Source organism: Rubritalea profundi, from assembly GCF_002954445.1.
GTDB classification, from domain to species: domain Bacteria; phylum Verrucomicrobiota; class Verrucomicrobiia; order Verrucomicrobiales; family Akkermansiaceae; genus Rubritalea; species Rubritalea profundi.
On record NZ_MQWA01000001.1, the window covers coordinates 3,619,478 to 3,643,817 of the forward strand.

Genomic DNA, 24,340 nt, shown 5'->3' on the forward strand with positions numbered 1-24,340 from the left:
AATCCTAAAACTAAGTTAGTATCTCAAATGAACTTGTAGATCCCCAAAGATAGCTTCCCATCGGAGCATGAGGACTATTGGTGGTCTAACGGGGCCGGCCTCGAGTGTTCTTTATGCTCGTTGATTGTGGAAGCAGCAAGTATCAAGGAGTGTTATTGCCGTTGTAATCAGATTTAGCGGCTGCTGATCTAGGGGGGCACTTGTTCACCTAGAATATAGCGAGTCGTCTTGACTATCGGTGAGGGCTCGCGCATGAGTGGGGCATGGCTGAAGCACGGTACGAGCTCGTAGATATTATTTTGTCGCTGGAAACTTCCGAAAATGAGGAAGCTCGCAAAAAAGCGATTTGTAGAAAACTGCGCCTCAAGCCAGAGCATGTGCATGAGTTTCGCTTGATGAAGCATTCGATCGATGCCCGGAAGAAGCTTATTAAAGTGCAAATGCGGATGGAGGTTGGTATTGATGGGCCACTACCTAATAAGGTGAAATCAACTAAGGAATATCCATCACTGAGCGGTGGGGAAAAGCGAGTTGTTATTACCGGTTGTGGGCCGGCAGGGATTTTTGCTGCATTGCGCTGTATTGAGCTTGGTGCGAAGCCGATCATAGTGGAGCGGGGCAAAGATGCTTCAGCGAGAAGGTTCGATCTCGGACCGATCATGAAAGAAGGACGAGTGATCGAAGACTCGAATTATTGCTTTGGTGAAGGTGGAGCAGGAACCTATTCTGACGGGAAACTTTATACGCGCGCTACTAAGCGTGGTCCTGTGCGTGATGTCTATGAGACATTGGTGGCTCACGGTGCGCCAGAGAGAATTCTTACTGATGCTCACCCACATGTGGCTCAAACCTATTGCCAAATCTGGTTAAGGCATTGCGCCAGTCGATTTTGAATGCCGGTGGCGAAGTCCACTTTGAGTCTAAGGTTGTTGATTTCATTCTTCGCGATGGTGGCACGAAAATGGCTGGTGTGGTTTTAGCTGATGGTCGGGAGATCACTGGTGAATCCGTCATTTTGGCTACTGGCCATAGTGCCCGCGATATCTATCAGCTTCTAGCAGATAAGAAAATTTTGATGGAGCAAAAGCCGTTTGCGGTGGGGATGCGTATCGAGCACCCGCAGCCATTGATTGATAGCATTCAGTATTCCTATGAGAGGGGGACCGAGCGCCCACGGATCTTGCCCGCAGCTAGGTACAATCTAGCGACTAAGATTGATAACCGTGGTGTGCATTCATTTTGTATGTGTCCAGGTGGTTTCATCGTGCCGGCGGCGACGATGAATGATGAGGTTGTAGTCAATGGAATGAGTTTAGCTCGGCGAAATTCCCCATTCGCTAACAGCGGTATGGTGGTCACTGTTGAGCCTGAAGACACAGTCAAATTTAAAAAGGAGCATGGCATTCTTGCGGGAATAGCTTATCAGAAGGATCTTGAAGTGAAGGCTTCGGTTGCGGGTGGTGGAAAGCAGAAAGCTCCTGGGCAGAAAGTAAATGATTTCATTGCTGGAAAACTTTCAGCGGAACTCCCAAAGACGAGCTACTTCCCTGGTTTAACATCTTGTCGATTAGATGAGATCCTGCCGCATGATGTTTCTTACCGTATGAAAATCGGACTTAAAAAGTTTGGAAATCAAATGAAGGGGTATCTCGGCGAAGAGGCTAATTTGTTAGGTTTTGAGACCCGTACTAGTAGTCCGTTGAGGATTCCTAGAGATGAACAAAGCTTAACTCACCCAGAGGTGGTGAATCTGATTCCATGTGGTGAAGGTGCTGGCTATGCGGGTGGGATTGTTTCCGCCGCGATTGATGGCTTGAAATGCGCTGAGGCCGCCATAGTTCTTAAGTAAATTTACCATGCCTGATCTTGAATATGAATTAGAGGCAAAAGCTGCTGGAAAGACTATTGTTGTGGGGGTAGATGAGGCAGGACGCGGCCCTTTAGCTGGGCCGGTATCGGCAGCCGCTGTGATCCTACCCGAGGGCTACACGCACCCATTGTTAGATGACTCTAAGAAACTCAGTGAGAAGAAGCGTGAGTCCATTTATAAAGATATCATGGACGATGAGCGGATCAAGTGGGGGCACGCGTATGCTGATGAAGATGAGATCGACTCGATCAATATCCTTAAGGCAACGCATGCAGCGATGGCGCGTGCTGTTGATCAGCTCGGTGAGGCAGGGGCGTACTGCCTGATTGATGGACTGAATGTGCCAAACTTTCCATACGAGTCGAAAGGAATTGTCAAAGGGGATGGAAAGAGTCTTTCGATCGCTGCGGCAAGTATTATTGCTAAAGTGAAGCGTGATCATAGGATGGTTGCGTACGCGGAGGAGTTCCCAGAATACGGATTTGAGAAGCATAAGGGGTACGGGACAAAAGCGCATTTAGCTGTCTTGCAAGAGTTTGGTCCCATCAAGATTCATCGGAAATCGTTTGCGCCTGTTGTTCAGCTTAGTTTCGAGCTTTAGGTCGAGATTTGCAGATTGCATTACTCGGATGGCGGCTCTATTCTGTTAGGGTGCTATCCTTAATATACCGTTGTCTGCCGAGCAAACTGCTGGATCGTCCATTTTACTTTGATCAAGCGGGGCGGAGGTTGTCGCACATTGAAATTGGCGAGATTGGTGAGAGAATGGCAGTTTCTTACCTAAGGCGAAGTGGCAAAAAGATACTCTTTAGAAACTACCGTGGACCCAAGGGTGGCGAGCTCGATATTGTGGCACGAGACCGTGATTTTTTATGTTTCGTTGAAGTGAAAGCAAGGCGGAGGCGCTCTGGCAGCAGACCTCTGGATGCTGTAACACCAGAGAAGCAAGACTTGATAGAGCGCGGAGCTCGCTCGTGGTTGGCATTGCTGCCGCATAACGATTTCCAATGGAGATTTGACGTGGTAGAGGTTATTTTAGAGGAGGGAGAGTTGCCGGAAATTTGTGTGGTAGAGGAAGCATTCTAGGATCCTCTTAAGATTACCGTAATTTCTAAGAATCGAGCTTTGCAGGTAGGCTTTGATTGGGTATTGTGTCGCCAAGATGTGGGATTTAATAACTCAAGGTGGGCCATTAGTGTGGGTCCTTTTAGCGCTATCCTTTGTAGCGACAGTGGTCGTGTTGGAGCGGATACTTTATTTTCAGAGGAATCGAGTGCATGTTGGCAACTTGATTTTAGGCTTGGCGAATCATGTGCGGAAAAAAGCGTATGGTGAGGCTCTGCATGAGGCTGCACGTGCGCCGGGTCCTGTCGCTAGGGTGGCGCACGCTGCATTGATGCGCCATCATTTGCCTCGAACAGATTTGCGCGACATCGCCCGCGAGGCGGGACAATTAGAAGTGCCAAGAATTGAGAATAATCTTAGAGCGCTCTATACAGTAGCTTTGATAGCCCCCCTAGTGGGTATGATGGGCACAGTGATGGGCTTGATCGAGACTTTTGGGGGGATGCAAGAGCGAGCTGGTTTCTCTTCCGCTAAAATGATCAACGATGGTGTACACGAGTGTCTTATAACAACCGCAGTGGGCCTAATGGTAGCAGTACCGGCCTACTTATTTTACATGTATTTCCTAGGGCGAGCAAAGCGCATGGTACACAGAATTGAGCGTGCAGGTATCGAAATGGTCAATCTGATCTGCGATGCACGTGAGGCTACGAGTGACATCGTATCGTTTGGCGAAGAAGTCGCTCAAGCGCGCCGCGGAAATACGCAGTCAATAAACGACAAAGCATCCGCATCCCCAGATAAATGAAGCTTGAGATGTCACTGCCAGAGAAACCTGGCTTGATGCATGCGTTGCCATTGGTGGATCTTTTGGCTTTGATTATGTTATTCCCTCTGCTGACTACTTCACTTGCCCCGCAGGCAGGGGTCGAGGTGGAGTTGCCGGAGACCGATTTTCGTCTCCAGCGAGTTGCCAACCCTATTATTGTAAGTATTACTGGTGGTGCTGATCCACAGTATTGGGTGGGGAAAGAATTAGTGGAGGAAAATGATTTAGTGGCGGTAGTGCAAAAGCGTGCAGAGTCTTGGGATAGTGGAGGGCCTCCAGCTATACTGATGCGGGTGGATAAGTCGGCACAGATGTACGGGATGGATGTTATGCTGAAGCTCAAAAATGAAGGATTTCGTTGTCTACTGGCTGCTAAGCCAATCCAATAAGTTGATTGATGTTGTTTTCCCGTCAGAAAAAATTGCAACGAGACCGCGATGCGGGACTTGTGTTTTGCTGGCGAGGTGGTCAAGGGGGAACCGCGGGGGATGATATTCTCTATCTTGATCGCTTCGAGCATTTTTGCTCTGGCGTTTTGGGGGGTTAGCCTCAACTTCAAGGCGACAAAGCCAGAGATACGCAAGTATGCTAAAATTTTATTAGTGGATCAGTTTTCTACTGAAATGGCTTTGTGGGTGGATCAGAATTCGCCATTTCCTAGTCGATGGGACCCACTGGTTGATAGTGGTCATCAGCAGAGAGTGAATGATGAACTCGATGGGTTGTTTCAGCAAATGACGACACCTCCCAGCCCTTGGATAGATATGCCAAAAGTTGCACTTCCTCTGAGTGTTCCGCGTTTGATTGAGCACGGAATGATAGAGTTAGGTAGTTTGCCAAAACCTCTTCAAAATAAGCAGAAAAAAGGGGTGTTAGAGTTGGTCGTCTTTTTGGACGCGCTTGGTGGGATTGAAAAACGTAAACCTAAGGAAATTTCACCAATGGATGTGGTCATTCCAGAGCAGGCATATGGTAGTGCTTTACGTTTTGTGGTGACGCTTGATGGCAAGGGGAATGTCCAATTCATCGCGCCTGCGGAATGGCGAGAAGGTGAATACGAAAAGAAAATTGAAAACTGGTTAAGGATGCAGCGATTCGTCCCGTCGAAGTCGGTAAGTCTAGAGGTAGGTGAGGTAACTGTACGGGTGGAGGTGAAGAATCATGCTGGAAATTAGTTTCGAAGACCTTGCTATTTCAGTGCTGGCATTTTCTATGTTGATACTTGGAGTCCTTTTGATTGGAAGGAATTCCACTGAGCGACAAGTGCGCCGGCGGAGCTTGCGCTCGATCATCACTTGCGATGTCTGCGGTCATCTCTTTAAAGATAGCAGCGCAGATAAAGTTGTGGATTGCCCAGAATGTGGACGTGCCAATCAACGTGGACGCGATAAGTCCTTAGGATGAGGCTTGCACCTAGAGCAATCGCGTGGATAATCCTCGAAATTAAATTTTTATGAACGAACGCAGAGTAGTTATCACTGGAGTCGGAACACTTAGCCCATTAGGCAATGATCTCAACTCCACTTGGGAAGGCCTTAAGGCCGGTAAGAGTGGCATCGACTATATCACACAGCTCGACACCACTGACTATACAGTCAAGATCGGAGGAGAGGTTAAAGATTTCGATCCCAAACCTTTCTTCAACGATGCTAAGGACGCACGGCGTGCAGATCGTTACACTCAGCTCGCTATGGCGGCTTCGAAGATGGCGGTGGAAGATTCCGGAATGGACCCAGAGGCAGTCGATAAGACACGCGTCGGCGTCATGGTTGGCTCAGGTATTGGTGGGCTCGGGACTCTCGAGCGCGAGCACAAGAAGCTTTTAGAGAGAGGCCCAGATCGTGTTTCACCATTCGTGATACCGATGATGATATCTAATATTGCGTCTGGAATGATCTCGATGGAGTACGGATTTTGCGGGCCAAACATGGTGATTGTAACAGCCTGTGCGACATCTAACCACAATATTGGTGAAGCTTGGCGGATGATCAAGTTTGGTGATGCAGATGCCTTTGTGGCAGGTGGTGCAGAAGCTACAATACTACCAATGGGACTCGGAGGATTCGGAAAAATGAGGGCTCTATCCACCCGCAACGACGACCCTCAAGCTGCGTCTCGTCCATTCGATACAGGGCGTGATGGCTTCGTGATGGGTGAAGGTGCTGGTGTGGTTGTCCTAGAAGAACTGGAACATGCGAAAGCGCGTGGAGCTAAAATCTATGGTGAGCTTATCGGTTATGGTGTGAGTGCAGATGCCTACCACCTCTCCGCACCATCGCCAGATGGTAGCGGCCCATGCCGTGCGATCCACATGGCTCTCAAGCACGGTAAGGTTAACCCAGAGGAAGTAGACTACGTGAATGCTCACGGAACCTCAACTCCACTCGGTGACATCTCAGAGACCACGGCGCTCAAGCTAGCATTCGGCGACCACGCCAAGGATAAGTTGGTAGTGAGTTCTACAAAGTCGATGACTGGCCACCTTCTCGGTGCCGCTGGTGGTATCGAAATTGCAGCATGTTTGATGGCGATAAAAGATGGAATAGTAGCTCCAACCATCAACCTAGAAGATCAAGATCCTCAATGTGATCTCGACTACTGTGCGAACACAGCACGTGAGATGAATGTCGATATCGCGCTGTCTAACTCCTTCGGCTTCGGCGGTCATAATGCCAGCCTTTTGGTGAAGAAGTTTTCCGAATAGAGAGCAACCACTATTTATCTAATTCCGCAAGGCTCTACGCTTTGCGGGATTTTTTTTGTCCTGTAATCTCGCTGTTTATGTTAGTTCTATTCACGTGAAAGAATTTCCAATCTACAAGCGCCGAGTTCAGTTCGCTGATACTGATCTAGCAGGGATCGTGCACTTCAGTAAAATTTTATGCTATGTTGAAGAGGCTGAGCACTTTGTTATGCAAGGGCTTTCTGTCCCAGCTATGGTTGCATCCGGTGGTTTTCCTAAGGTTCATGTGGATTGTGACTATCGATCACCCTTGCGCTTTGGGGATGACGCTGAAATCCAAATGCAGTTGGAGAAGGTTGGTGAAAGATCTTTGACTTGGAAATTCACTGTGCGGTTGGCTGAACTCATTTCGGCTGAAGGAACATTTGTCACTGTATACGTATCTAAGACAGGAAAATCAGAAGAGATTCCCTCAAGTTATCGAGCTATCCTAACTTAGCCTTTTTTTTGCGAAGTGCTTTGATTCACCATGGCGATTTTTTCTCTAAAAGGCAATTATTTGAAGATCTAGCTACATGACTTCTAGGCTGATTTCGACAGCTTTAGAGGTTGGGGTGTTAGATGTGTCAGCTGTACTGTCGATCGGGATGAGGACGTTGGCTTCTGGGAAGTAGGCGGCAGCGGCCCCGCGGGGCATTTCGTAAGGTATAGCGAGGAAGCCTTCAGCATGGCGTTGGCCATCGTCCCAGTGACTGGTGATCCTGAGTTTTTGAACCGGCTTGATACGACGTTCTTTCATGTCTTCGGGGTTGAGGAAGATGATCTTACGTTGGTTGCCTATACCTCGGTAGCGGTCATCGAGCCCGTAGATTGTAGTGTTATATTGATCGTGTGAACGAAGGGTCTGGAGGATGAGGTGCTTGTTGTCCTTTTTCTTGAAAATACTCAGGGCTGCGTTACCGAAGTTCGCCTTATTGTTAGGCGTATCCCAAATGCGATCTTTGGCATTGTTCTGGAGGTAGAATCCACCGGATTTTCTAACGCGAATGTTAAAGTTTTCGAAGCCTGAAATGGCGGATTCAATTGCATCTCGGATAAGGTCGTAGTCGTCTGCGAATGCTAGCCAATCAATGACCTTGGTGTTACCTATGACTTTATTGGCAAGGTGAGCGACGATAGCAGGCTCGGACATTAAGTGAGTAGAAATCGGTTTGAGTCGGCCAGTGGACATGTGGACAATTCCCATTGAGTTTTCACAGGTAATAAATTGCCGACCAGCCTTCTGCATGTCCGTCTCAGTGCGTCCTAGGCAGGGGAGGATGAGGCCAATTTTGCCTGTGACGAGCTGAGAGCGATTAAGCTTGGTGACCACATGGGCGGTGAGGTTGCATTTGCGGAGTGCGGCTGCGGTGAACTTCGTATCTGGTGCGGCTTGGAGGAAGTTGCCGCCCATCGCAAGGAAAAATTTAGCATCTCCTTTATGCATCGCATGGATGGCTTCGACAACATCGTAGCCGTGTTTGCGTGGTGACTTGAACTGGAATGCACGTTCGAGTCCGAGATGGAAGCTCTCCGGTGATTTCTCGTAAATCCCCATGGTACGGTCACCTTGGACGTTGGAGTGACCACGAACTGGGCATACGCCTGCACCTGAGCGACCGATTGCTCCAATGAGAAGATGAACGTTGGTGACTTCACGGATGGTGTCGACTGAGTTCTTGTGCTGGGTGAGTCCCATCGCCCAGCAAGTAATGAGCTTCTTGTCTTTGGCTATGATTTTGTCAGCAAGCAACTCGATCTCTTCCCGAGTGATGCCTGAGTCTTGGGTGATTTGATCCCACGAGCTTGCGGTGCAGGCCTCTGCGTAGGCGTCGAAGCCAGCAGTGTGCTCATCGATGAAGTCGCGATCGATGACTGAAACAGGGGCAGCTTCGTCACGAGCAAAGATCGTCTTTGCTACGCCGCGGAAGATTGCCATGTCTCCATTCATTTTGACCTGAAGGTATAGGTCAGCAAGTGGTGATGCTTGATTGAGCATGCCCGAGATTTTCTGCGGGTGGGCGAAGCCTAACAATCCAGCTTCACGGAGTGGGTTAATAGCCACGACTTCACCACCATTGCTGATGCACTTTTCTAGGGATGCGAGCATACGCGGGTGATTAGTGCCAGGGTTTTGACCGACGCAGATAATGACGTCTGCAGTGTGGAGGTCATCTAGAGTGACTGTCCCTTTTCCGATTCCAATGGCTGGGCCGAGTGCAGAACCGCTGGATTCGTGGCACATGTTTGAGCAATCGGGGAGGTTGTTGGTGCCGTAGTGGCGGGTGAAAAGCTGGTAAAGGAAGGCTGCTTCATTGCTGGTGCGTCCCGATGTGTAGAAGATTGCTTCATCAGGATGGTCGAGCCCTTTTAGTTCGTCAGCCATGAGGTCGAATGCTGCTTCCCAAGTGATTGGCTCATAGTGGGTGGCTCCTTCACGTAGGACCATTGGGCTAGTGAGACGTCCTTGTTGGTCGTGCCAATAGTCGCTTTGCTCGCTCATTTCTTCGATCGAATGGTTGGCGAAAAAGTGTTCGTCTATTACCTTAGTGGTGGCTTCAGAAGCAATGGCCTTTGCCCCATTCTCGCAAAACTCAGTCATAGCTCGGTGGTCATCGGGGTCAGGCCACGCGCATGATGGGCAATCAAATCCATCAGTTTGGTTGAGTTCTAACAATGCCTTGGTGCCGCGGATGGGGCCAGCTGTCGACATGACCTGTTTTAGTGATGAGATGACCGCTGGAGTGCCTGCTGCCCAAGTTTTAGGGTCTTTGATTTTTAATGGAGCGTCTTCTGATTGCATACATGTTTTTACCTTAGATTTTCTAGAAACACACTGATTATATTTCTTAGGTAACGCTTATTTTATTCAATAAGCAGGAAGGAATATACAACCAGTGCGTGTGGGGTATCTAGTATCGACAAAAAGCATGGAATCATCATGATTCCTTGAATGAATGATATTGAGATCGCGCAGGATGCCAAAATGAAAAAAATCATCCCATTGGTGAAAGCTAAAATAGGAATACCAGAGGAAATGATGGAACCCTACGGTCACTATAAAACGAAGGTGTCATTAGATTACTTGGATTCATTGGCTGATAAGGAGGATGGCAATCTTATCCTCGTCACTGCGATCAGCCCAACGCCAGCGGGAGAGGGTAAAACAACGACGAGCGTTGGTCTCACCGATGGCTTGAATAAGATTGGCATGAAGGCCATCGTGTGCCTTCGTGAGCCTTCGTTAGGGCCATGTTTTGGTATGAAAGGGGGAGCCGCTGGTGGTGGCTATGCTCAGGTCGTGCCAATGGAGGATATCAATCTCCATTTCACGGGGGATTTCCACGCTATTGGCCTCGCTCACAATTTACTTTCGGCATTGATTGATAATCACATCCATCACGGGAATGTGCTTGGGATCGATCAGCGAAAGGTGAGTTGGCGGAGAGTGTTGGATATGAATGATAGAGCGCTGCGTGAAATAACAGCTGGATTGGGTGGTCCTAACAACGGGTTTCCTAGGTCGGATGGATTTGATATTGTGGTGGCTAGTGAAGTAATGGCTATCTTTTGTTTAGCGACAAGCATCACAGAGCTGAAGCACCGATTGGGAAATATCGTTGTGGCTCACACTCGCGAAAATGTAGCTGTGACAGCACGTGAGTTGGAGGCGCACGGCGCGATGACTGTGCTGCTAAAAGATGCATTCAAACCCAACATTGTACAAACATTGGAGGGGAATCTAGCCTTCATCCACGGTGGGCCATTTGCTAATATTGCTCATGGTTGCAACACGGTAGTCGCAACCAAAGCCGCGCTGAAGTTAGCTGACTATGTTGTCACTGAGGCTGGGTTCGGTGCCGATCTGGGTGCTGAAAAATTTGTAAACATAAAGTGTCGGAAATCGGGACTGCGTCCAAAAGCATCAGTAGTGGTCGCCACTCTGAAGGCTCTGAAGTTTCATGGGGGAGTGGCTGTAGCGGATTTGTCAAAGGAGAATATACAGGCTCTAGAGGTGGGCTTGGCAAACCTAGAACAACATGTGCGGAATGTGCGCGAGAGTTTCGGGATATCAACAATTGTAGCGATCAATAAGTTCAGTTTTGATACTGAAGCTGAGATTGCTTTGGTCAAAAAGAAGTTGGCACACCTTGATGTACAAGTGGTCGAGGCTGACCACTGGGCCCGTGGTGGAGAGGGGGCTGTCGAGTTAGCTGAGGCGGTTGTCAAAATCATCGAAGATAAACCTACGGATCTTCATTTTATTTATGAAAACGAGGCTAGTCTTGTTGAGAAGATGGAGTCGGTAGCGATGAAGATCTACGGGGCTGAGGCGGTGACATTTGATACCAAGGTCGGCAAGAAAATTGCCAAGCTCCAAGAAGATTACGGTCATTATCCAGTTTGTGTAGCGAAGAATCCCTACAGTTTTTCTGCAGACCCCAGCAAATTGGGAGCGCCCAAAGGCCATATAGTAAAAGTGCGTGAAGTACGACTGGCGGCTGGAGCCGAGTTTATTGTTTTTATCTGTGGAGATGTGATGACGATGCCTGGACTCCCTAAAATTCCCGCAGCAAATCGTATTGATCTGGATGAATCCGGTAAAGTAGTAGGCTTGTTCTAAGGTGGCAATTTTAGGCTAAGTATGTTAAGTCTAATATTATGCGACTAGTGCGATATGGTGAACCTGGATACGAGGAGCCAGCTGTGTTGTTGGATGATGGTAGGGCTATCGATGCGAGCTCCGAATTTCGTGATTTCGATGAAGGGTTCTTTGCTTGTGCCGGATTAGAGTCCTTGCAGCGCTGGGTGGACGACGGTTGCACTGGTGGCACTGTGATTCCTAAAGGGGCAAGAATAGGGGCTCCAGTTGCTAGACCCTCTAAGATTGTGTGTGTCGGCAAGAATTACCTTGAGCATGCGAAGGAGTTCGGTGGGGAGCAGCCAAGCGAACCAGTGCTTTTTATGAAAGCGACTAGTGCCTATGTGAGCGGGGCCGATGATGTGCATGTCCCGCGAAATAGTGAGAAACTAGATTACGAGGTTGAGTTGGCAATAGTGATTGGGAGAACTACGAGTTACGTACGGGAAGAAGATGCGAGGTCATATATAGCAGGCTATTCAGTGATGTGCGACTATAGTGAGCGTGCCTTCCAGAAGGAACGCAGTGGTCAGTGGGTGAAGGGTAAAAGTGCGGACACTTTTGCGCCCATGGGACCATGTTTGTTGACGATTGATGAATTACCTGACCCACAGGCTTTGAGGCTGTGGAGTAAAGTCAATGGAGATCTCCGCCAGAGCGGCTGGACGGGGGACATGTTATTTAGCGTAGATTACTTAGTGAGCTATATTTCTCAATTTATGACTCTCTTGCCTGGTGATGTGATCGCTACCGGTACTCCGGCAGGTGTCGGAATGGGTTTTGATCCCCCTCGATTCCTCCAAGCTGGAGATTTAGTGGAATTTGGAGTAGAAGGAATCGGCTCGAATATGCAGAGAGTTATTGGTTGTAAATGATCTAACTGACAGATATTAATAGATTTAGGTCGATATTTTTGAGCTCCTTCTTTTTAGGTTCAGTGCGGAATAGCAGATTAAATTATTGTTAGACTATTTAAAGGACGCTTTTTCTTGCACGAAGTAGGTATTCGTTTGTAAAGTCGCGTTCCACTGATCGCAGAATATGAGGCACCCCAACATATTCTCGATCTTTTTTGCGCCCTACTAAAATGGGCACATCAATGCATAGATTCAACAATCTCACATCCACATGAATCCGGATAGAGCAACACTCAATTTTCTAAATAGCTTCCCAGAAGAAGCAAGAACCCGTGGCGATGACCTTCAGCAAGAGGGAGCCGTAACTCAAATTTTTGGTAACCACCTTTTCATCCAAGGAAGGGTAGAAGACAAGACGGGCACATTCCGTACGAGTCTTCGACTACAAGGCAATCGTTGGTTCGGTAGCTGTACTGCCGAAGATGAAACCATTGCTGGGGCGTGTCTTTACGCCACCATGATGGAGCGTATGCACCGTGGAGAAGATCTACCCGAGAGCCCTAACGAGTTCGACGATACTCCAGTGATTGACCTTATCGAAGAGAAGCTCGACCGCGAGCTTGACGATAAAGAAGCTGACTTCGTGACTAAGGTAGAGAAGCGCTACCGCCGTTATGTGATCGAAGGAGAAATTCATGATCACGACATGGTGCGACTCAACACGATGGGAGATTGTCACTTATGATCCATTAGAGCTTTGGCCGATGCCACCGGGAGACATTCTAGAATTCTGGAACTATCTCGCCTATGCATTTTTCAAGAAGCGTCTGCCATTTCCAGATTTCATGAATTCTGTAACTGACCTTGAGGCAGTGCAGAAGAAAATGAAGGACTGGGAGAAAGAGCGTGAAGTGTCCGAATGGTACGAGCGTATCGAGGACGTCAACGAGCGTCCTCCTCAAGAGAAGCCTCTTCCGTGCGAATTCCGCATCGTCAGTACGATGAACGAAGCACGGGTCGAGTACAACGAAGACAAGTCAGCATGGCTCATTCTGCGCGAGAAGAACGACATCGAGCGTGTCGCTTCATTGTTCTCCTCCTCAGCATTACGCATGGATGCACAGAGTCAGATTATCTGGGAGCACTTCTACTCATTCTATAATAAAGAAGGAGCAACATCGATGGATCTCGATGACGAGTCCGCATGTCGCTTCATGAACCGACTTTTCCGCCAGCCAGCTCTCAAAGGCTACATTGTGAACCTTGATGAGAAGTTCTACAAAGTTGTCAACGAGCGCCTTAGCTGGGTTTGTGAAGATGATCCATATTACCCAGATAGTTTTGCGCTACAGTTAGTGACACAATCCGGTGAAAATGTTTCACACTCAGTCCGCCTACTTCCAGGTCGTGAAGAACTCTATCAATCCGATGAGACCGTCTTCCCTGGGCCGCCACGTTGGCTCGATGACACAGACGTGATGCCACGCTATATGATCCCTATCCAAGTGATCGACTCACTTGAGGGTGTGGAATTTCTTCGTAAGATAGGAGCACGTCTCCCAGAATCATTGAAGAAGCGTGTGATGGATCTCGATCTCTTCCCGCGTTTTGAAATGCACATTGAGCAAGGACTCACGGCTGCTGAGACTGAGCACTTGGTGATCAACGTACTCGCACTTGAGAAGAAAGATCGCCGTACCGAGAAACTAGTTAAAGATGGCTGGGATCTGGTGGAACAGAAGGCGGTCAAGGGCAAGCAACTCCTACGCTTTGCTCGTGAAGATCTTTATCCAGTCCCGGGATTACTCCAGGAAATGGGACTCACCTACGACGATAAGCTTGAAGAATTTAAGACGCGCGTCACCAAACTTTTCCCTGAGAAATTTGCCGAGTGGGCAAAGAATCTTCCTGAGGCAATGCAGGTGGAGATGGACTTCAAGCTGAAAACTCTTCTTGCTGACCCAGTCACAGCGGCTATCCGCTTCGAAGTAGTCAATCAGGACATCGATTGGTTCGATCTTAAGATCGTGATCGACGTTGAGGGTGTAAACCTCACTAAGATTCAGATTCGTCAGCTTGTTGCAGCTCGAGGTGGCTACGTTCGTATGGAAGATGGTGGTTGGATGCGTCTTGAAATCAAGCTCGACGATGACCAGCGCGAAGCCGTGACTCGTCTAGGCCTCGATCCATTCGACCTTTCAGGAGAGACTCACCGTATGCACGCACTCCAGCTTTCCGACCCAAAGGCAGCAGATGTCTTCGATCCCAAAGCATGGAAGCGTATCAAGGATTCCGCACACGAGATCCAGGTCAATCTCGACACACCGGTACCAGATGAGCTCCAGGCGACACTCCGACCTTATCAGATCGATGGTTTCCGCTTCCTCACTTATCTCTCAACGAACCGCTTCGGTGGTATTCTTGCGGATGATATGGGTCTTGGTAAAACGATTCAGTCGATTACCTACATTCTCTGGCTCCGTCAGCAAGCACTCGAGAGGGGTGAAAAACGTCCAGCTCTGGTTGTCTGTCCTAAGTCAGTTCTCGATGTTTGGGCGACAGAGGCCGAGAAGTTTGCTCCGATGTTGAAGGTTAAAATACTTCGTACTCGTGACGACCTTGATATTGATGAAGCTCAGAACCGCCTCGATCTTGTAGTTCTCAACTACGCACAGCTTCGTGTTTGCGGTGAAGATCTTAACAACATCAAATGGCTCACAGTCATTCTCGATGAAGGTCAACAGATCAAGAACCCTGACTCCAAGGCTGCAAAGTCAGCTCGCGAGCTCAACTCAGTAAACCGACTTGTTCTTACAGGTACGCCTATTGAGAATCGCTTGATGGATATGTGGTCACTGATGGCATTTGCTATGCCTGGTGTTCTAGGTTCTAAAGCCTACTTCAAGAAGCGTTTTGACAAGCGCAAGGATCCGTCATCGCAGACTCGGCTTGCCGCGAGACTTCGACCGTTCCTTCTCCGCCGTACCAAGCTTCAGGTTGCGAAAGATCTTCCACCACGTACTGAAGAAGAAGTCTTCGCTGTAATGGAGGGCATTCAGTCAGACATGTACAAGGCTGAGCTTAGGCGCATCCAAAAGGCTCTGCTTGGTCTTGATTCTGATGAGGCTGTGAAGAAGAACTCCTTCGCAATCCTTCAGGGGCTCATGCGTCTGCGTCAGATTTGTTGCCACCCAGGATTGATAGATCCTAAGTTCCTTAGGGAAGATAGTGCGAAGATGATCGCGCTCTTCTACATACTCGACCAGCTACGTGAGGAAAATCACAAAGTTCTCGTGTTCTCTCAGTTCGTTTCGATGCTTGATATCATCAAAGCTCGCCTCGAAACCGAAAGCCGACCATACCACTATCTCACAGGTCAAACTAAAGACCGTAAGGGCGTGATTGAAAGTTTCCAGACTACCAAGGATGCATCTGTATTCATGCTCTCACTCAAAGCGGGTGGTGCTGGTCTTAACTTGACCTCGGCGTCCTACGTTATCCTTTACGATCCATGGTGGAACCCAGCGGTAGAAAATCAGGCGATTGACCGTACTCACCGTATTGGTCAGAAGAATAAAGTGATAGCTTACCGACTACTCACCCGAAATACAGTGGAAGAGAAAATTCGTATTCTTCAGCACCAGAAGACAGCTCTTGTAACCAACGTCCTCGGTGACGAAGGCTTCGCTAGTACTCTCGGTGTCGATGACCTTCAGTTTATTCTCAACCATGGTGGAGACATGTTCGGTATTGAAGACGAGCAATAAATTAGTTGTCTACAACACACTCTCAAAAGCCCGTACTAGTAAAATAGTTGCGGGCTTTTTTGTAATGAGCACACTTCAAGTTTAAGTGCGGATTTCAATGAAAATTTGAAATTTGATTGATCTATAATATTATTACTTAAGTATACGAAAGCAATTATGAACACAGAGAAAACTGATTTTAATTCCCAGCTTTACAAGAAACTCTATATACCCGCAATGATTTTTGCGGTGGTCAGTATTGCTTTAGTGGCACTGATGCCATTATTGGGTGAGATCGGAATGGCGAATGAAAAGACCGCCACGATAGTTGGGCTATGGATTAACTTTCTAGGTAAATTTCACCCACTCTTTTTACATTTACCAATTGGAGCTTTGTCGTTGGTTTTCTTGATGGAAGCTGCAGGTTTGATGACGCGTGGGAAGTATCGACCAAATACCACCTTAGGTTTGTTTTTTGCAGCATCAACAGGGGTGTTTGCGGCAGTGTTTGGCTATTGTCTGTATCTTACTGGAGAGTACCCAGAAAGCGTGCTCGTTCTGGAACACAAGCGTGACGGCATTCTCTTTAGTCTATTCTTATTACTTGCCTTTGTGATCAAATACACGGCAGACGTGAAGTTGACTGGCAAAGCATTCAAGGGAGTGTACTTTTCTTCGCTCGGAGCCACAGGCTTCATGATGCTGTGCGCTGGTCACCACGGTGGTGAGATCAGCCATGGTGACCCGATTGATTCTTTGCCTGCTACAGTCATAGCAAAGCGCGATGAGCTCCAGAATGCCCCTGTAGATACTGATCCAGTTGTATTCACTCAATTCATTCAGCCAATCCTCGAAGCAAAATGCATCAGCTGTCACGGCGAGGATAAGCAAAAGAGCTCACTCAGACTCGATACATACGCTTTCATGCTCGAAGGTGGCGAGGAAACAGCCTCTCTTGTGCCAGGTGACCTGAAGGAGTCCTCGATGGTTACTTACCTACATTTGCCTGAAGATGATGATCTTCATATGCCACCTGAAGGCAAAACTCAAATGACTGCTGAGGAGATACAAATCCTCGAGTGGTGGGTTAAAATCGGGGCACCTGAGTCGGCAAAACGTAGCGAGGTGGAAATCACTCCTGTGACTGAGAAGGCACTAGCCACATTGCTGACACCAGCTCAACGTGTGCGATTAGAAGCTGCGAAAAAAGCAGAACTAGCCGCAAAGAAAAAAGCGGATGATAAAAAACGTATCGAGCTAGCCATAGCTCTAGATGCTGTGAATGACAAGTTCCCAGGCTCGTTGAAGTATGTTTCCCAGCAAAATACCGAGCTTAACTTCTCTGCGGTCAGTTACCGTTCAAAATTTGCTGACGCTGACATCGAGATTCTCGCTTCAGTCTTCAATGATGTAGTTGAGTTGGACCTCTCCTCTACTCAGATAACGGATGCAGTAGCTAGCAAGCTCTCTCAGTTCACAAAACTTAAGAAAGTGAAATTAAATGGCACTCAAGTGAGCGATGTTGTTCTGGCAACACTCTCAGAGCTATCTGAGCTCGAGGTGATCAACCTCTACGGAACTCAGGTGTGCGATGAAGGACTTAGTAAGCTGAGCAATCACCCGAAGCTTCACAGAGTCTATGTGTGGAATACAAAGGTGACTGAGAAGGGCGCGAAGTTGCTACAAGACGCTCTTCATAAGCGTGCAGATTCTGATGAGGATCATGACCACAAGCAACACCCACAGGTAATCCTCGGTATGGATACTACAATGAACGACTAGTTGGTATTGTATGTTGCCGGCTGAGACTTTGAAAAGCCTCGGCCGAGCAAGATGCCTACTAGCAGTGCGCTCACCACAGCGATGCTGATCCATAACGATTGAGTCCATAGCCACGAGGATTTGAACTTTGGTTCAGCGATAGGCGACTCTTCTGACCAAGAATTCCAATCATCGGGATCGTTGCCCATGCTGACGGATTTCCCATCTCGGCCCCTACTGCAGATACCGTAGCCATTTGGTAAGTCCTCGCTGGTGGCCTATTGGTAGGGGTTTCCCCATGGGTCATAATGGATGCTATTGAGAGACTTGTTCCAAGTTTTACTCTCACCGAGTTCTTTAGGTCTCTCGACAAGTGCTTGAAGACCCGCTTTTTCACTGGGGATCTTTCCGGTTGTGTTCCTGTATTGAAGAATGTGAGCTTCGAAGCTCATGATGTCAGTTGCCGGCCTATGCATACTTGCTTGAGTAGACTGCTGTATGCCGCACAGAAATACTACGAGGCCACAAGTCTTCAATCGGCTATAAAAAACGACATAGACTTCTGATAGAGAAATCGATGTCGTTACGCTAGGAAAATGCGCTAAAATTGTTAGGCTATGTAAAGATCTCGTGCACCACTCTTGCTGGCTCTGTGACGCCTGGAAGTGTTTGATCCAAGCCTTGGAAAGGGTAGGTGAGGTGGTTGTGTTTGAGTCCTAGCGAGTGGAGGATAGTCGCCTGAAGGTCTTGTGTAGACACTCTGTCAGTCGTCGCTTTGTAACCAATTGGGTCGGTTTCACCGAGGCTAAATCCGGGTTTAACCCCGCCTCCCGCGAGCCACATTGTGGAGGCACCAGGGTTGTGGTCGCGGCCGATAAATTTCATTTCCTGACCACCGCGGTTTTCGCGCATTGGTGTGCGCCCGAATTCTCCTCCCCATACAATGAGGGTGTCCTCCAGTAGGCCGCGTTGTTTGAGGTCGGTGAGCAGTGCGTACATTGGTTTGTCGATGTTTTCGCACTTATCTTTGAACCCATCATTGAGAGCGGTACTTTTACCCGTGCCGTGTGAGTCCCAGCCCAGTCAAAGAGTTGGATGTAGCGGACACCGCGCTCAGCTAGGCGGCGTGCTAGTAGGCAATTGTTGGCAAATGATTCTTTGCCTGGCGCAGTGCCGTAGAGCTCGTGAATGTGCTCAGGTTCGTCCTTTAGGTCAAAGGCTTCATTGGCATGAATCTGCATGCGGAATGCCATTTCGTATTGGGAAATACGAGTGAGTGTTTCTGGGTCGTGTGATTCATTGTACGCTTGTTGGTTGATCTTAGTAATTGCATCGACCGCATTTTTGCGCATGTCCCGAGAGATCCCATCAGGGTTAGAAAGGTAGAGAACGGGATCGCCCTTGGAGCGACATTGCACGCCTTGGTAGACCGATGGCAGGAAGCCTGATCCCCAGACGAACTTGCCCGCTGAAGGAGCTTTACCGCCAGATACTAATGAGATGTAGCCAGGAAGGTTGTCGTTCTCGTTGCCTAATCCATAGGTGACCCAAGACCCTATCGATGGGTTTCCTAGGTTGGCATTGCCAGTGTGGAGAAGTAATTGAGCGGGAGCGTGGTTGAACTGGTTGGTGTGCATCGATTTGATGAAACACACTTCATCGATAACTTTTTCAAACCACGGCAGGCGGTCGGAAATCCACTGGCCAGATTCGCCAGCTTGGTGGAATGGGTAGATGGAGTTCATCAACTTAGGCACGCCTTGAATGAAGGCGAAACGTTGACCCGCAAGGTATTCTTCTGGGGTTGGTTTACCGTCGTATTTAGCAAGCTCGGGTTTGTAATCGAATAGTTCAAGTTGCGATGGAGCACCAGCCATGTGGAGGAAGATCACCCGTTTGGCCTTTGGGGCAATGTGTGAAATAGAGCTGTGAATATCGCTGCTGCCAGCGCCGATAGCTTGGTTTGCGAGTGATGAGAGCCAGGCTGAGCCCACGCCAGCAACACACTTTGAGAGAAATTGCCGACGCGATTGATGCAGCAGCTTATCGTGCTGGAGTTGTTGGAAAACGTTCATAGGTGTCTTACTTGGTGATTGCAGCGTCTAGATTAAGAAGGGTGTTTGCGATGACGGTGAGGGCGGCGTCTTCTGGAGATTTACCAACTTTTTGGGATTTTTCTGGAGAGGCAATGAAGTCTTCAAGGAAATCGGCATGAAGTTGCTTGAGTATTGTAACGGTGTCGCTGCTAGCTGTTTGTTGGGTGCTGAGCAGGTAGCCATATTTGATGCGCGCTTCTAGGTCAGTGCCGGCTTCATCGGCCATGCGTTTGGCAAATGCCTGCGAGCATTCTAGAAAAACGGGATCGTTGAGAGTGATCAGTGCGTGCAGTGGGGTGTTAGTTGTGATGCGCTGCGCTGAGCAAAGGTCACGTGAGGGGGTGTCAAATGTGAGCATGGAAGGGTACGGGCTAGTGCGTTTCCAGTAGGTGTAGAGCGCGCGGCGATAGCGATTTGCTCCCTCAGAGGTCTTCCACTTGGCTCCACTGTAGACGCTCTGCCATATTCCGTCTGGTTGTGGCGGCATGACTGACGCTCCACCGAGAGACGTTGTCATAAGGCCAGAGGTGACGAGGGCGTTGTCGCGGATCATCTCGGCGCTGAGGCGGGTGCGTGGTCCGCGAGCTAGATGGATGTTGTGGGGGTCTTTTTCAGCGAGCTCAGCTGAGGCATTGTGGTCTTGCCGGTAAGTGGAGGAGAGCATCATGTTACGAAGCGCCTGCTTGATAGACCATTTTTGTGTGGTCTGGAATTCAATCGCGAGGTGGTCTAATAAGGGTAAATTAGTTGGCTTGGTTCCGGTCGATCCAAAGTCGCCTAAGGTCTGAACAATGCCACGACCAAAGAGTTCGGAGAAGAGGCGGTTTACCATCACGCGGGCAGTGAGTGGGTTTTTCTCAGACGAAATCCACTGAGCCATCTCTAGGCGGTTGGTTACCTTTTTGCCTGCTGGGTTGAGCAGTTGTGGGACTCCTTCTGTGTGGATTTCGCCCTTGTTGAGCCATAGGCCACCAATGAATAAACGGGTTTCACGGTGTGCATCCTCTGGTCGTTGCTGGATGATAGGGATGTTGAGCCCCTTGATTTCTTTATACTCTTGCAGCGCCTTGGCTAGAGCAGTCTTTGATAGCTCGAAGCTTTTGTTGGAAATAATTTTAGTCCATTCCTGCGACTGAGAGCTCTCGATCGAGAAGCGGCGAAGTGTGCAGGCCTGACTACCAGTTGTGCTGGCTTTGTGCTGAATAGTAACTTCTAGTGATTCGTCCGCAGCTAAAGTTACTGGCTCGGTAGGCACGAAGACCGCTTGTCGCTTATTAAAAAGTTTAGGGTAGCCGCCGAATCCGTCTCTTTTATCATTGATCGAACTATTCGGGTCATGAGGACCAACTATAGAATCGGCAAAGACGTGTGCTATTTTTATAGGCTGCTTACTTCCGTCTGGTTTTACGATATTTAGAATGAGTTGGGATAGTACAGAGGCGCGTTCGGGCAGTTCGGCAGGGTTCTCAGTCTCAGGAATAATGCTGACTCTGAGAGCTGTAAAGTCTTGCGGCTGCGCCACGAGGTCGAAGCGGGTCCTTATCGCAAGCGTTCCTGAAGCGCGTAGTTGGCCATCTGGGTAGCTGGCCAATTTTCCATGGGTGGTATTGGTGGTGGTGAAGTTTAGATGCGCCCAGCTAGTGTCAGCTGTGATCCACTTCTTTCCGTACTGGTTGAGTGCTGTTTGGAGAGGTCTAATCTGGTTGAAGATTAGAACCGTTTTTTCTCTTTCCTCTTTGTTGTCAGAAACCTTGAAGAGGGGGAATTCGTTATCTATATCCACATCCGCGGTCGAGTTAAAGAATGCGCTGAAACGGTAGTAATCAGCGTGTGGAATCGGCTCATATGGGTGATCGTGGCACTGAATACAGCCGAAGGTAAGGCCCTGGGCTGCAGTCCAAGTTGTGTTCACTCGGTCAATGGTAGATAGCACGCGGTATTCTTCATCATCAGTACCCCCTTCGGTGTTAGTTTGTGTGTTGCGATGGAAAGCGGTAGCGATTAGCTGCTCAGAGCTTGGATTCTTAAAGAGATCTCCAGCGAGTTGTTCTTGTAGAAACTGGTTGTATGGCTTGTCCGCATTGAATGAATTTATTAAATAATCGCGGTATGGCCAGATGTTGCGATGCGGGTCTTTCTCGTAGCCCATCGTGTCGGCGTAGCGGGCCAGATCCATCCATATGGATGCCCAGCGCTCACCAAATCGTGGAGAGGAAAGAAGCCGGTCGACTTGTTTTTCGAAGGATTCTGAGCTGTCGTCAGCAAGAAAATTGTCGAGTTCCTTTGGGCTTGGCGGTAGACCGATGAGGTCGAGGCTGACTCGGCGTAACCATTGAGCTTTTCCGGCACTTTTACTAGGAGAGAGTTTTTCCTTTTCAATGCTAGCCAGCACGTAGCGATCCATTTCCAATAACGGCCAATCTTTGTGGCTCAATTTTGGGAGAGCCGCTTGAGCTGGAGGAATATAGGCCCAATGCTCTTCCCATTGAGCTCCTTGTTCAATCCAGCGCTTGATTGTATCCGTTTGTTTTTTACTGAGCGGTTCGTCAGCGTGATCACCTTGTTGCAAGGGCATTTTATCATCGAGGTCATCAGTGATGATACGTCTGTAGAGCTCAGACTCGGCGGGCTTTCCTGGCACAATGATGGTCTTTCCTGACTTCCCAATGCCGAGAACTTCCGACCTGTATATTAAAGATAAATCGCCATCAGCCTTCGCTCCGCCATGGCACTTGGTGCACTTGTTGATGAAGATGGGGCGAACATCCTTATTGAACGAAACTTTACTACCCGCCTCAGCCTGTAGCAGGCTAGTCGCTATGATTGTGGATAAAATGGTCAGGTTTGGAAATGTTATACAGTTTGGAATCGTGCTTCTGTGTAGATTACTATACTCCATAATATGCCATGTCTATCGTGTGAATATATTTTTTTGGTGAATATACTTCCTGCATAAAATTGTATTTAGAGGGTGTTGAGGTGTGGCTTAAATGCATCACGAATCCATGTTTGGCTTTGCATGGATACATTTCGATCGTATGGAACTGGTGATGCAGCTGTTACTTACAGAGTTACTGAAAGAACAAAAAGAGCATGTATGAAATAACTCAGCGCCTCAGTTTCTAAGATGAACATTACTTCTCTAGCTTCTTCAAAAACACAATGGACTCAGACCCGCTCACTTCAGGGCTCAAAAGACGGCTCAGTAGGTGAGGTTATTATTTTTAAATTAGCACTTGTAAATATACTGAACTTTCAGTATTTACTGAAAGTGTGAACGAGGGAGAGAAATTCAAAGAATCAAAAGATGCCTTTATTGCCCAGTGGGGAGCACTGGGATCAAGCTGGGGGATTAGTAGAACGATGGCGCAGGTGCACGCGCTTTTGATGGTGAGTCCAGAGCCGATGAGCACAGACGAAGTGATGGAGGATCTAGTGATCAGCCGCGGCAACGCACACACAAACCTTAAAGATTTAGTGGGCTGGGGGTTGATTCGTATTATTGTAAAAAAAGGAGAACGCAAAGAGTTCTTTGAGGCGGAGAAGGATGTCTGGAAGATGTTCACTTTGGTTTTGAAAGAACGCCAACGCCGAGAGATCGATCCCGCATTGAACCTACTGCAGGAATGCGCTGAGGACACAGAAAATGAAACAACACCTGAAGGGAAAGCGTTTCACAATCAGATGAAAGAGCTCGAGGAGTTCGCCCAACTCGCCAGCAATGCGGGCGGCAAGATCAGCCGTCTGAAGTATGGCCCAGCGCTAAAAATGGTAGCTAAGCTGCTAGGAGTGGCTCCCTAAAACAACTTTTAACCCATAGTGGTGATGGGCTGACTAAACAATAGAAAACAAAACAATGAACAATCAAATAGTCGTGTATGCTGTGTATTCCCTCGTGAGTGTCGCGCTCACCATATGGGTCGCAAAGACATTGCATAAAAATGGTCGGGTGTTTTTGCTAGAAGCATTTCGTGGTGATGAGGAGCGCGCTGACGCTGTCAATCATCTGCTAGTCGTGGGTTTTTACCTTATCAATATTGGCTTCATTCTTCTTTTCCTTAAATGGGGTGAAAGAGTGGAAGATGTGGTGACTGCTATTGAATTCTGCGCCATGAAGCTCGGATTCGTCATGCTTGTCCTCGGCGGTATGCACTTCTTCAATATGTATAATTTTGATAAGATGCGTAAGAAAGGAAGAGCTCCTCAAGGTCCAGGCTACCCACCAGTGGTGCCGCAGTAAGAGCTGTTTTTATTTGAATTCAACTTTCTAAAATAACTGAAAATACGATAATGACAATCAATCAGGAAATGCGTTCTATAGAAATCTACTATGATGGGAGCTGTGCCATGTGTGGTCGTTTCAAGAATTGGCTAGAGCAACAAGAACATCTGATAGGTGTGGAGTTTTTAAGCTACGCATCTGAGGCAGCTAGAGAGCGCTTTCCTGACCTCGCCAAGTACCAGCCAGAAAAGGCGATGGTGGTTCGCGCTGACACTGGAAAAATCTATCAAGGTGCTGAAGCGACTGTGATTTGCCTCTGGGCATGCCGTGAGTATCGAGGGTTGGCGATGAAGTTGCGCAAGCCATTGTTCCTTCCCTTAGCCCGGAAGATCTACCCACTCATTGCCAGCAGTCGTTACGTGATTTCAAGGTTGCTCACCGACGATAGTAAGTTGAAGAGAGATCTCGAAAAACAGAAAGATCAGTGTAGCGACGGCAGTTGTGACCTGAAATAAATTTCAAACCAAAAC

Annotated in this window: 20 protein-coding genes and 2 pseudogenes; 17 read left to right on the forward strand and 5 right to left on the reverse strand. The window is 48.3% G+C overall.

The window, feature by feature from the left end; all coding sequences use genetic code 11:
* Nucleotides 1-263: 263 nt before the first annotated feature.
* The 9 genes and pseudogenes from BSZ32_RS20650 to BSZ32_RS15900 all read left to right on the forward strand — a co-directional run bounded on the left by BSZ32_RS20650 (nt 264) and on the right by BSZ32_RS15900 (nt 6,946).
* Nucleotides 264-1,849: pseudogene (locus BSZ32_RS20650) on the forward strand (NAD(P)/FAD-dependent oxidoreductase).
* A gap of 7 nt (nt 1,850-1,856) precedes the next feature.
* A complete protein-coding gene (locus BSZ32_RS15865) occupies nt 1,857-2,471 on the forward strand; it encodes a ribonuclease HII (RefSeq protein WP_105044317.1) in 615 nt (204 codons plus the stop codon).
* A 50-nt stretch (nt 2,472-2,521) separates the two neighbouring features.
* Entirely contained in the window at nt 2,522-2,956 is a 435-nt protein-coding gene (locus tag BSZ32_RS15870) for a YraN family protein (protein WP_129589796.1), read from the forward strand.
* 226 nt (nt 2,957-3,182) lie between these two features.
* A complete protein-coding gene (locus BSZ32_RS15875; RefSeq protein WP_206018885.1) occupies nt 3,183-3,743 on the forward strand; it encodes a MotA/TolQ/ExbB proton channel family protein in 561 nt (186 codons plus the stop codon).
* The gene (locus tag BSZ32_RS15880) at nt 3,740-4,153 is read left to right on the forward strand and encodes an ExbD/TolR family protein (RefSeq protein ID WP_105044320.1); all 414 of its coding nucleotides are present in this window, start codon (nt 3,740-3,742) and stop codon (nt 4,151-4,153) included. The genes BSZ32_RS15875 and BSZ32_RS15880 overlap by 4 nt, the downstream gene beginning before the upstream one ends.
* A gap of 312 nt (nt 4,154-4,465) precedes the next feature.
* Nucleotides 4,466-4,939, forward strand: coding sequence for a hypothetical protein (locus BSZ32_RS15885; protein WP_165788896.1), 474 nt, complete (start codon nt 4,466-4,468; stop codon nt 4,937-4,939).
* Nucleotides 4,926-5,168: an FmdB family zinc ribbon protein gene (locus BSZ32_RS15890; protein ID WP_105044322.1), complete on the forward strand. Its 243-nt coding sequence runs from the start codon at nt 4,926-4,928 to the stop codon at nt 5,166-5,168. The genes BSZ32_RS15885 and BSZ32_RS15890 overlap by 14 nt, the downstream gene beginning before the upstream one ends.
* A gap of 49 nt (nt 5,169-5,217) precedes the next feature.
* Nucleotides 5,218-6,468 (forward strand): beta-ketoacyl-ACP synthase II, encoded by a 1,251-nt coding sequence (gene fabF, locus BSZ32_RS15895; RefSeq protein ID WP_105044323.1) that lies wholly within the window; start codon nt 5,218-5,220, stop codon nt 6,466-6,468.
* Between the two features lie 94 nt (nt 6,469-6,562).
* Complete coding sequence (locus BSZ32_RS15900) at nt 6,563-6,946, forward strand: acyl-CoA thioesterase (RefSeq protein WP_165788897.1); 384 nt, start codon at nt 6,563-6,565, stop codon at nt 6,944-6,946.
* Between the two features lie 72 nt (nt 6,947-7,018).
* Here the strand turns inward: BSZ32_RS15900 and BSZ32_RS15905 are convergent, their stop codons facing one another.
* A complete protein-coding gene (locus BSZ32_RS15905) occupies nt 7,019-9,289 on the reverse strand; it encodes an FdhF/YdeP family oxidoreductase (RefSeq protein ID WP_105044325.1) in 2,271 nt (756 codons plus the stop codon).
* 150 nt (nt 9,290-9,439) lie between these two features.
* Between BSZ32_RS15905 and BSZ32_RS15910 the strand changes: the two genes are divergently transcribed.
* The 5 genes from BSZ32_RS15910 to BSZ32_RS15925 all read left to right on the forward strand — a co-directional run bounded on the left by BSZ32_RS15910 (nt 9,440) and on the right by BSZ32_RS15925 (nt 17,513).
* Nucleotides 9,440-11,110, forward strand: coding sequence for a formate--tetrahydrofolate ligase (locus tag BSZ32_RS15910; RefSeq protein WP_105044326.1), 1,671 nt, complete (start codon nt 9,440-9,442; stop codon nt 11,108-11,110).
* Nucleotides 11,111-11,148: 38 nt separating this feature from the next.
* A complete protein-coding gene (locus BSZ32_RS15915; protein ID WP_105044327.1) occupies nt 11,149-12,003 on the forward strand; it encodes a fumarylacetoacetate hydrolase family protein in 855 nt (284 codons plus the stop codon).
* 253 nt (nt 12,004-12,256) lie between these two features.
* Entirely contained in the window at nt 12,257-12,730 is a 474-nt protein-coding gene (locus tag BSZ32_RS19890) for a hypothetical protein (protein WP_240610662.1), read from the forward strand.
* Nucleotides 12,681-15,752 carry a DEAD/DEAH box helicase gene (locus BSZ32_RS15920; protein WP_240610663.1) on the forward strand — a complete coding sequence of 1,024 codons (3,072 nt, stop codon included), beginning with the start codon at nt 12,681-12,683 and terminating at the stop codon, nt 15,750-15,752. The genes BSZ32_RS19890 and BSZ32_RS15920 overlap by 50 nt, the downstream gene beginning before the upstream one ends.
* Nucleotides 15,753-15,908: 156 nt before the next feature.
* On the forward strand, nt 15,909-17,513 hold the full coding sequence (locus tag BSZ32_RS15925) for a c-type cytochrome domain-containing protein (protein WP_105044328.1): 1,605 nt from the start codon (nt 15,909-15,911) through the stop codon (nt 17,511-17,513).
* On the opposite strand, the gene BSZ32_RS15930 is transcribed toward BSZ32_RS15925, so the two are convergent.
* From BSZ32_RS15930 to BSZ32_RS15945, 4 genes and pseudogenes are all read right to left on the reverse strand, one after another.
* Nucleotides 17,510-17,701 (reverse strand): hypothetical protein, encoded by a 192-nt coding sequence (locus BSZ32_RS15930; RefSeq protein WP_105044329.1) that lies wholly within the window; start codon nt 17,699-17,701, stop codon nt 17,510-17,512. The genes BSZ32_RS15925 and BSZ32_RS15930 overlap by 4 nt on opposite strands.
* 69 nt (nt 17,702-17,770) lie before the next feature.
* Nucleotides 17,771-18,028, reverse strand: coding sequence for a type II secretion system protein GspG (locus BSZ32_RS15935; RefSeq protein ID WP_276308442.1), 258 nt, complete (start codon nt 18,026-18,028; stop codon nt 17,771-17,773).
* Between the two features lie 79 nt (nt 18,029-18,107).
* Nucleotides 18,108-19,567 (reverse strand): annotated as a pseudogene (locus BSZ32_RS20425) (DUF1501 domain-containing protein).
* A gap of 7 nt (nt 19,568-19,574) precedes the next feature.
* Nucleotides 19,575-22,487 (reverse strand): PSD1 and planctomycete cytochrome C domain-containing protein, encoded by a 2,913-nt coding sequence (locus BSZ32_RS15945; RefSeq protein ID WP_105044331.1) that lies wholly within the window; start codon nt 22,485-22,487, stop codon nt 19,575-19,577.
* A gap of 374 nt (nt 22,488-22,861) precedes the next feature.
* On the opposite strand from BSZ32_RS15945, the gene BSZ32_RS15950 reads away from it, so the two are divergent.
* Genes BSZ32_RS15950 through BSZ32_RS15960 form a run of 3 tightly spaced genes read left to right on the forward strand, consistent with a single transcriptional unit; the run spans nt 22,862 to nt 24,325 of the window.
* Nucleotides 22,862-23,389 (forward strand): GbsR/MarR family transcriptional regulator, encoded by a 528-nt coding sequence (locus tag BSZ32_RS15950; protein WP_105044332.1) that lies wholly within the window; start codon nt 22,862-22,864, stop codon nt 23,387-23,389.
* Nucleotides 23,390-23,444: 55 nt separating this feature from the next.
* The gene (locus BSZ32_RS15955) at nt 23,445-23,828 is read left to right on the forward strand and encodes a hypothetical protein (RefSeq protein WP_105044333.1); all 384 of its coding nucleotides are present in this window, start codon (nt 23,445-23,447) and stop codon (nt 23,826-23,828) included.
* Between the two features lie 50 nt (nt 23,829-23,878).
* Nucleotides 23,879-24,325, forward strand: a complete 447-nt coding sequence (locus BSZ32_RS15960; RefSeq protein ID WP_105044334.1) for a thiol-disulfide oxidoreductase DCC family protein — start codon at nt 23,879-23,881, stop codon at nt 24,323-24,325.
* The last annotated feature ends 15 nt before the right edge of the window (nt 24,326-24,340 follow it).